General features: G+C 73.9%; 10 protein-coding genes. 2 read left to right on the plus strand and 8 right to left on the minus strand.

The annotated features are described in order from the left end of the window. Positions 1-11 precede the first annotated feature (11 nt). Both ACWEO5_RS25910 and ACWEO5_RS25915 read left to right on the plus strand, forming a co-directional pair. Positions 12-1,028 (plus strand): right-handed parallel beta-helix repeat-containing protein, encoded by a 1,017-nt coding sequence (locus ACWEO5_RS25910; RefSeq protein WP_452164657.1) that lies wholly within the window; start codon positions 12-14, stop codon positions 1,026-1,028. Between the two features lie 42 nt (positions 1,029-1,070). Next, entirely contained in the window at positions 1,071-1,826 is a 756-nt protein-coding gene (locus ACWEO5_RS25915; RefSeq protein WP_452164651.1) for an SDR family oxidoreductase, read from the plus strand. A 163-nt stretch (positions 1,827-1,989) separates the two neighbouring features. Here the strand turns inward: ACWEO5_RS25915 and ACWEO5_RS25920 are convergent, their stop codons facing one another. From ACWEO5_RS25920 to ACWEO5_RS25955, 8 genes are all read right to left on the minus strand, one after another. Beyond that, complete coding sequence (locus tag ACWEO5_RS25920) at positions 1,990-2,625, minus strand: alkaline shock response membrane anchor protein AmaP (RefSeq protein WP_452164652.1); 636 nt, start codon at positions 2,623-2,625, stop codon at positions 1,990-1,992. Continuing rightward, a complete protein-coding gene (locus ACWEO5_RS25925; RefSeq protein WP_452164653.1) occupies positions 2,622-3,266 on the minus strand; it encodes a DUF6286 domain-containing protein in 645 nt (214 codons plus the stop codon). The genes ACWEO5_RS25920 and ACWEO5_RS25925 overlap by 4 nt, the downstream gene beginning before the upstream one ends. Continuing rightward, positions 3,263-3,595: a hypothetical protein gene (locus ACWEO5_RS25930; protein WP_344552239.1), complete on the minus strand. Its 333-nt coding sequence runs from the start codon at positions 3,593-3,595 to the stop codon at positions 3,263-3,265. The genes ACWEO5_RS25925 and ACWEO5_RS25930 overlap by 4 nt, the downstream gene beginning before the upstream one ends. Beyond that, complete coding sequence (locus ACWEO5_RS25935; protein WP_344552240.1) at positions 3,595-3,786, minus strand: hypothetical protein; 192 nt, start codon at positions 3,784-3,786, stop codon at positions 3,595-3,597. The genes ACWEO5_RS25930 and ACWEO5_RS25935 overlap by 1 nt, the downstream gene beginning before the upstream one ends. 46 nt (positions 3,787-3,832) lie before the next feature. Then, entirely contained in the window at positions 3,833-4,318 is a 486-nt protein-coding gene (locus tag ACWEO5_RS25940; RefSeq protein WP_344552241.1) for an Asp23/Gls24 family envelope stress response protein, read from the minus strand. Positions 4,319-4,428: 110 nt separating this feature from the next. Further along, entirely contained in the window at positions 4,429-5,229 is an 801-nt protein-coding gene (locus ACWEO5_RS25945) for an enoyl-CoA hydratase/isomerase family protein (protein WP_452164654.1), read from the minus strand. A 239-nt stretch (positions 5,230-5,468) separates the two neighbouring features. After that, the gene (locus ACWEO5_RS25950; RefSeq protein WP_452164655.1) at positions 5,469-5,702 is read right to left on the minus strand and encodes a helix-turn-helix domain-containing protein; all 234 of its coding nucleotides are present in this window, start codon (positions 5,700-5,702) and stop codon (positions 5,469-5,471) included. 364 nt (positions 5,703-6,066) lie between these two features. Continuing rightward, positions 6,067-7,665, minus strand: a complete 1,599-nt coding sequence (locus ACWEO5_RS25955; protein ID WP_452164656.1) for an ABC-F family ATP-binding cassette domain-containing protein — start codon at positions 7,663-7,665, stop codon at positions 6,067-6,069. Positions 7,666-7,803 lie beyond the last annotated feature (138 nt).

Genomic DNA, 7,803 nt, shown 5'->3' on the forward strand with positions numbered 1-7,803 from the left:
CGCTGACCGCCATCGGCGCCGTCCCGTCCACCCCGCCCTCCTCCTCCGCCCCGGCCACGCCCTCCCCGTCCGCCACCGCCTCCGCGTCGCCGTCCGCCCCCACCCCGACCCCGTCCCCGTCCGGCTCCGCGTCCCCGTCCGGGGACACCGTGCGGGTCGGCACCGCCAAGGAGCTCCAGGCCGCGCTGAGCGCCGCCGTCCCCGGCCGCACCATCCAGCTCGCCGACGGCACCTACACCGGCAACTTCAAGATCACCACGCCGGGCACGGCCGCCGCCCGGATCACCCTGACCGGCTCGCCGAACGCCGTCCTCACCACCTCCACCGGCGGCGGCTACGGCCTCTCGCTGGCCAACGCCCCCTACTGGACCGTCCGGGGCATCACCGTCACCAACGCCCAGAAGGGCATCATGGTCGACTCCTCGGACTACGTGGTGCTCGACGGCGTGACGGTCCACCACACCACCATGGAGGGCGTGCACTTCCGCAACTCCTCCAGCCACGGCGTGCTGCGCAACTCGACCGTCCACGACACCGGCACCGCCCACGACGGCAAGGGCGAGGGCGTCTACGTCGGCACCGCCAACACGCTCACCGACAAGAGCGACTACGTGCAGATCGTCGGCAACACCATCGGCCCCGGCATCGGCGGCGAGAACATCGACCTCAAGGAGGGCACCACCGGCGGCCTGGTCTCCGGCAACCGCTTCGACGGCAACGGGCTGACGAACGTCAACTACGACGACTCCTGGGTCGACGTGAAGGGCAACGACTACGTCATCGAGAACAACACCGGCGTGCGCACCATGAACGACGGCTACCAGACCCACACCCAGCAGCCCGGCTGGGGCTGCCGCACCGTCTTCCGCGGCAACGCCTCCGACCTGACCGGCGCGAACGGCACCAACGCCGCCAAGTACGCGATCGACGTCACCAACTACTCCGCCGACTGCCCGACCACCGTCACCGCCGACAACACCGTCACCGGCGGCACCGCCCTGGTCAACCCGGGCGTCCCGGTGGGCTGACCCGCCGTCCGGGATCCGTGCCGACCGGCGAGAATGGTCGGCATGGATCTCGGACTCAAGGACAGGGTGTACGTGGTCACCGGTGCGACCCGGGGACTCGGCCACGCCACCGCCCAGCAGCTCGTCGCCGAAGGCGCCAAGGTGGTCGTCACCGGCCGCACCGGAGCGGCCGCCACCGCCGCCGCGGCCGCCCTCGGCGAGAACGCCCACGGCGTCGGCGCGGACAACGCCGACCCGGCCACCCCGCAACGCCTGATCGACGCCGCCCGGAGTCGCTTCGGCGGCTTCGACGGCATCCTGATCAGCGTCGGCGGCCCCGCCGCGGGGCCGGTCGCCACCGCCACCGACGAAGCCTGGCGCAGCGCGTTCGACTCCGTCTTCCTCGGCGCCCTGCGGCTGGCCCGCACCGCCGCCGAGCAGCTCGCCGACGGGGGCGTCATCGCCTTCGTGCTGTCCACCTCGGTCCGCCAGCCCATCGGCGGCCTCGGCATCTCCAACGGCCTGCGCCCCGGCCTCGCGATGGCCGCCAAGACCCTCGCCGACGAACTCGGCCCGCGCGGCATCCGCGTCCTGGGCCTGCTCCCCGGCCGGATCGACACCGACCGCGTCCGCGAACTCGACTCCCTCGCCGCCGACCCCGCCACCGCCCGCGAGACGGCCGCCGCCGGCATCCCGCTGCGCCGCTACGGCACCCCCGAGGAGTTCGGCCGCGCCGCCGCCTTCCTGCTCTCCCCCGCCGCCTCCTACCTCACCGGCCTGATGCTCCCCGTCGACGGCGGTGCGATCCGCAGCCTGTGACGCCGGTCCGCAGCCAGGGGCGCGGGGAACTGCGCGGCCGACCGGGCACGCACCGCCGGATCGCGAAGCAGGACGAGAGCTTGCACCATCCCGCGATCCCGCTGACGTGCCGCTCCCGCCGCGCGCAGTTCCCCGCGCCCCGGCCTTCGCCCCGCCTCCCCGGCTACTGGACCCGCGGAGCCTTCTTGCGGGACCGCTCCCGGCGGGGCTTCGCGCCGCGCAGGCGCAGTTGGGCGGGCAGCACCGCCAGGCCCAGTGAGCGGCGGGCGTGCTCGACCGGCCCGGCCCGGTAGGCGGTGACCAGGGCGCCGGTGTCGGCGCCGGGGGCGAGTCGCAGGGCGGTGTGCACCTCGGGGCGGCGGGCCGCGCCGGTGACCTTGACGGTGACCCGTTCGACGTCCGGCAGGGCGACGGTCTCGGCCTCGATCGCCTCCTCGACGGCCCGGCTGCGCACGTGCAGGGCGAAGTGCGGTTCGCCGGACGCCGCGGGCGAGGGCAGGTCGACGCCGGCCGGGCCGCCCCGGTGCAGCTGGGAGAACAGCCACCACAGGCAGCCGAGGACCACCAGCGCGGGGACGGCGATCGCCACCGGCCACCACCAGTCGCGGTCGGTCCAGCGGGTGCGGCTGGCCTCGCTGAGCACGGGCTGGTCGGGCGAGGTGAGCGGCCACCAGTCGGGCGGGGTGATCCCGAGGTGCCGGTAGGCGTCGAGTCCGCCGAGCAGCACCAGTGCCCCGCCCGCCAGCAGGCCCAGTCCGACCACGGCCAGCAGGGTGCGGTTGACGGCGCGTCGGCTCATCGGGGCGGCTCCAACTCGGCGAGTTCCCGGCGGTGGTGGCGTTCGTGGACGGGTTTGGTGCGGACGTCCAGCCGGTGCGGTGCGGCCAGCGGGATCCGGGCGAGTTCGGCGCGCAGCTCGCGTTCCGCGCCGGCCGGGTCGGCGCTGCCGGTCAGGGTGACCCGGGTGCGCCGCCGGCCCACCTTCACCTGCCAGGAGTGCACGTCGCCGCGCTGCTGGGCGCGCCGGGCGATCAGCGCGGCGACCGCCCTGCGGTGGATCGCGGCGCCGCGCGGCTCCAGTGCGAGCCAGCCGCGCAGGCCGCGGGCGAAGGCCAGCCGGAGCAGCAGCAGCCCGAGCACGACCGCGCCGCCGGCGATGCCGAGCACCCACGGGTCGTCCAGGTGGCGGGTCGCCAACTGCTCCGACAGTTCGCGCCGCCACGGCCTGGCCCGTCCGCCCGCGCGCACCGCGATCACGTCGTACAGCAGCGTCCCGGCGGCCACCAGCAGCACGGCCACCACCAGCGCGGTCGGCACCGCGCGCTGCGAGCGCAGCCACCGCCCGGCCCGCCGCCGCCTGGCCTCCAGCCCGCTCGCCCCGCTCCCGTGCGCGCGCACCGGCTCGGGTGCGGCCGCCGGCTGCGGCCCCGACTCGGTCATGCGGCGGCCGCCGGGTGCAGGCGGTCCACGATCACGTCCGCTCCGGTCACCGGGGTGCCGGTCAGTTCGGTGACGGTGCGGCAGGCGGCGTCCCGGGCCGTGCGGGCCAGCGTGCCGACGTCGGACGGGAAGGGCAGTTCCAGGTGCAGCGTCAGCCGGACCCGGCCGTGCGAGAGGAGCGCGGAGACCTTCGGGTAGGGGCCCGGGCCGGGCCGGTCCTGCCAGGCCGGCGCGAGCGCGTCGGCGGCGGCGCGGGCCGCGATCCGCCGGTAGACCCGGTCCGCGACCCGCTCGCCGCCGCGCTGCGCGACCACCCCCGGGTGGGCCATCAGCGCCGCCGGTCCCGGCCGCGCAGCAGGTCGCCGAGGTCACCGAGTTCGATGTCCCCCTCGATCAGCCGCCCGACCACGAAACCCACCGCCCCGAGCACCGCCACCAGCAGGAACGCGGCGAAACCGCCGAAGTATCCGGCGAAGCCGAGGGCCATGCCCGCGAGCAGGCCCACCACCGCCAGGTTCATCCACTGCTCCTTCGCGTTCCTGCTCGGCACACGGGACGGTCAAGACTCACTGCACGCGGGGACGCTTGCCGGAGGACGGGGAGTCGTCCTCGTCCTCGTCCTCGTCGGGGTCGTCGGGCAGGTGGACGTCGTTCACGGCGATGTTCACCTCGACCACCTCCAGGCCGGTCATCCGCTCGACCGCCTCGATGATGTTCGCCCGGACCTCGGCGGCCAGCTTGGGGATCACCACCCCGTACTCGACCACCAGCGCGATGTCGATGGCGGCCTGCTTCTCGCCGACCTCCGCCTTGATCCCGCGCCCGACGCCGGACTTCGAGCTCGAACCCGGCACCCGGTCCCGCATCGCTCCGAACGTCCGGGAGAAGCCCGATCCGAGCGCGTGGATCCCGGACACCTCCCGGGCCGCCATGCCGGCGATCTTCTCCACCACCCCGACGGCGAGGGCGGTCCGGCCGCGCTCACCGCTCGGCCGGGCTTCCGTCGTGCTCTTCTGCAGGTCAGCGGGAGTGGGGGCGTGGGGCTGCGTCATCTCGGGTCTCCTGACGTTCGAAACCAGCTATATCGCAAATCACCCCAACCCTGACATCACGCCACGCCCGGCGCACCACAAGTGCGTACAACCGGGGCCCCGTCCCGCCGTCAGAGGCCGGCGAGGTCCCGGAGGCGGCGGGCCTGGGCTTCGCGCTCGGCGGCGCGCTGCCGGTCGTAGTCGCGGTCGGTGGCGCCGCGCAGCAGGGCCTTGGTCTCGGTCACGGCGCTGCGCGGGGCGGCCAGCAGGGCGGCGGCCAGGTCGGCGGCGGCGGCGTCGAGGTCGGCGGCGGGGACGGCGAGGTTGGCGAGGCCGGTGGCGACGGCCTCCTCGGCGCCGACCCGGCGGCCGGTGGCGCAGATCTCCAGGGCCCGGGCGTAGCCGACGAGTTCGGTGAGCGGCTTGGTGCCGGCGAGGTCGGGGACCAGGCCGAGGGAAGTCTCCTTCATGGCGAACTGGACGTCCTCGGCGACGACCCGCAGGTCGCAGGCGAGGGCGAGCTGGAAGCCGGCGCCGACCGCGTGGCCCTGGACGGCGGCGATGGTGACCAGGTCGTTGCGGCGCCACCAGGTGAAGGCGTCCTGGTAGGAGGCGATGGCGGCGTCGAGTTCGGCGTCGGTCGAGGCGGCGAGCTGCAGGAAACCGGTCTCGCCGGGGATGCCCCCGGGGGTGAACATGGCGCGGTCGAGGCCGGCCGAGAAGGAGCTGCCCTCGCCGCGGAGCAGGACGACCCGGACGCTGCCGGGCAGGGCCCGGCCGACCGCGGCGAGGGCGCGCCACATCGCGGGGGTCTGGGCGTTGCGGCGGGTGGGGTCACAGAGGGTGACGGTGGCGAGTTCGCCGTCCAGGTCGAGGCGGACGCCGGCCTTCTCCCACGCGGTGCGGTCGGCGTCGGGAACGTCGGTGGTCATGGCGGGGCTACCTTCCAGCGGCAGGGCGTGGGCACCCGTCGACCCCGACGGGCTACTGGAGGGTAACAAAGCCCCCGGCGCACGTACAGCAGGTGCGACGGGGGCCGGGAACGGCGGACGGCGGCTCGGGAGACCCGGCCGCCGGTCCGTGGTGGAGCGTCGTGCGTGGTGAGCAGCGCGTCAACGGGGCGCGGGCGGACGGGGCTGCTCCGGTGTCGTCCGCCCGGACTGACGGACCGTCAGGAACCGGTGGCGGCAGTGGCCTTGCCCTTGCCGCGGGTGGCGCCGCCACGGCCCCGGAGGTTGACCCCGGACTCGCTGAGCATCCGGTGGACGAAGCCGTAGGAGCGGCCCGTCTCCTCCGCGAGGGCGCGAATGCTCGCCCCGGAGTCGTACTTCTTCTTGAGATCGGCCGCGAGCTTCTCACGCGCGGCACCTGTTACCCGGCTGCCCTTTTTCAGAGTCTCGGCCACCCGTGCCTCCTCGTAGAGGTGATCGGTCAGATTCCCATGATCACCCATTGCCCCGTTCCTGGCCACCCATTCGACAAGGTCCGTCGCGGGAAAGCGGGGGTGAGTGGTGGTGCGCGCTCCGCACCAGGGCGCTCACGGAGGGTGCGCACGCCCCTCCGCAATTCGCTCCGGTGAGCGAATCCGCTGATCAGCACGGACCGTCAGCGGGCAAACCGCGCACGGCCGGACGGGAGACGGGAACGCCCGTCCCGGCGGCCCGGGCGTCGACGCGGGACGAGTTTCCCTCGTACCGGAAACGGACCCCGCGTCTACGCGCGAGGTCCGTGCGGTGGCCCGGAGCGGGCCGGTGGGCGGCCGGGCGGGGTCAGGCGAGCGAGACCAGGTCGTGGTAGGCGGGGCTCCACAGGTCCTCGACGCCGTCGGGCAGCAGGATGATCCGCTCCGGCTGGAGCGCCTCCACCGCGCCCTCGTCGTGGGTGACCAGGACCACCGCGCCGGTGAAGGTGCGCAGCGCGCCGAGGATCTCCTCGCGGCTGGCCGGGTCGAGGTTGTTGGTGGGCTCGTCGAGCAGCAGCACGTTGGCGCTGGAGACCACCAGCGAGGCCAGCGCGAGCCGGGTCTTCTCGCCGCCGGAGAGCACCCCGGCCGGCTTGTCCACGTCGTCGCCGGAGAACAGGAAGGAGCCGAGGATCTTGCGGATCTGCACCAGGTCGGTGTCCGGCGCGGAGGAGCGCATGTTCTCCAGCACGCTGCGCTCGGGGTCGAGCGTCTCGTGCTCCTGCGCGTAGTAGCCGATCTTCAGGCCGTGGCCGGGGATCACCTCGCCGGTGTCCGGCTGCTCCACGCCCGCCAGCATCCGCAGCAGGGTGGTCTTGCCCGCGCCGTTGAGGCCGAGGATGACGACCCGGGAGCCGCGGTCGATCGCCAGGCCCACGTCGGTGAAGATCTCCAGCGAGCCGTAGGACTTCGACAGGCCCTCGGCCGTGAGCGGGGTCTTGCCGCACGGGGCCGGGTCCGGGAAGCGCAGCTTGGCGACCTTGTCGGAGACCCGGACCTGCTCCAGCCCGGAGAGCAGCTTCTCGGCGCGGCGGGCCATGTTCTGCGCGGCGACCGTCTTGGTGGCCTTGGCGCGCATCTTGTCGGCCTGCGAGTTGAGCGTCGCGGCCTTCTTCTCGGCGTTGGCGCGCTCGCGCTTGCGGCGCTTCTCGTCGTCCTCGCGCTGCTGCTGGTACTGCTTCCAGCCCATGTTGTAGATGTCGATCGCGGAGCGGTTGGCGTCCAGGTAGAAGACCTTGTTGACGACCGTCTCGACCAGGTCGACGTCGTGCGAGATGACGATGAAGCCGCCCTTGTAGGTCTTCAGGAAGTCCCGCAGCCAGGCGATCGAGTCCGCGTCGAGGTGGTTGGTGGGCTCGTCGAGCAGCAGGATGTCGGCGTCCGAGAACAGGATCCGGGCCAGCTCGACCCGGCGGCGCTGGCCGCCGGAGAGGGTGTGCAGCTCCTGGCCGAGGATCCGGTCGGGCAGGCCGAGGGCGGCGGCGATGGTGGCGGCCTCGGCCTCGGCGGCGTAGCCGCCCTTGGTGAGGAACTCGGTCTCCAGCCGGGCGTACTTCTTCATCGCGTTGTCCCGGGTGGCGCCCTTGCCGTTCGCCATCCGCTCCTCGTTCTCGCGCATCTTCTTCAGCACGGTGTCGAGGCCGCGGGCGGACAGGATGCGGTCCCGGGCGAGCACGTCGAGGTCGCCGGTGCGCGGGTCCTGCGGGAGGTAGCCGACCTCGCCGGAGGTGGTGACCGTGCCGCCGGCCGGGAGGCCCTCGCCGGCCAGCACCTTGGTCAGCGTGGTCTTGCCCGCGCCGTTGCGGCCGACCAGGCCGATCCGGTCGCCCGGGGCGATCCGGAAGCTGGCGGACTCGATCAGGATGCGGGCACCGGCACGAAGCTCCAGGGCGTTCGCGGAAATCATGGCTGGGGTCTCTCCTCGACGTGGGTATGGCACTCAGCCATTGGGTCCAAGTCTACGGGAGGGCGGGAAAGCCTTTTCGCGGCGCCGGACCCGGCGGCCCGCCCCGCCCGGGGCCGGGCCCGGACGGCGGCGGACGCC

Source organism: Kitasatospora sp. NPDC004272, assembly GCF_053603035.1.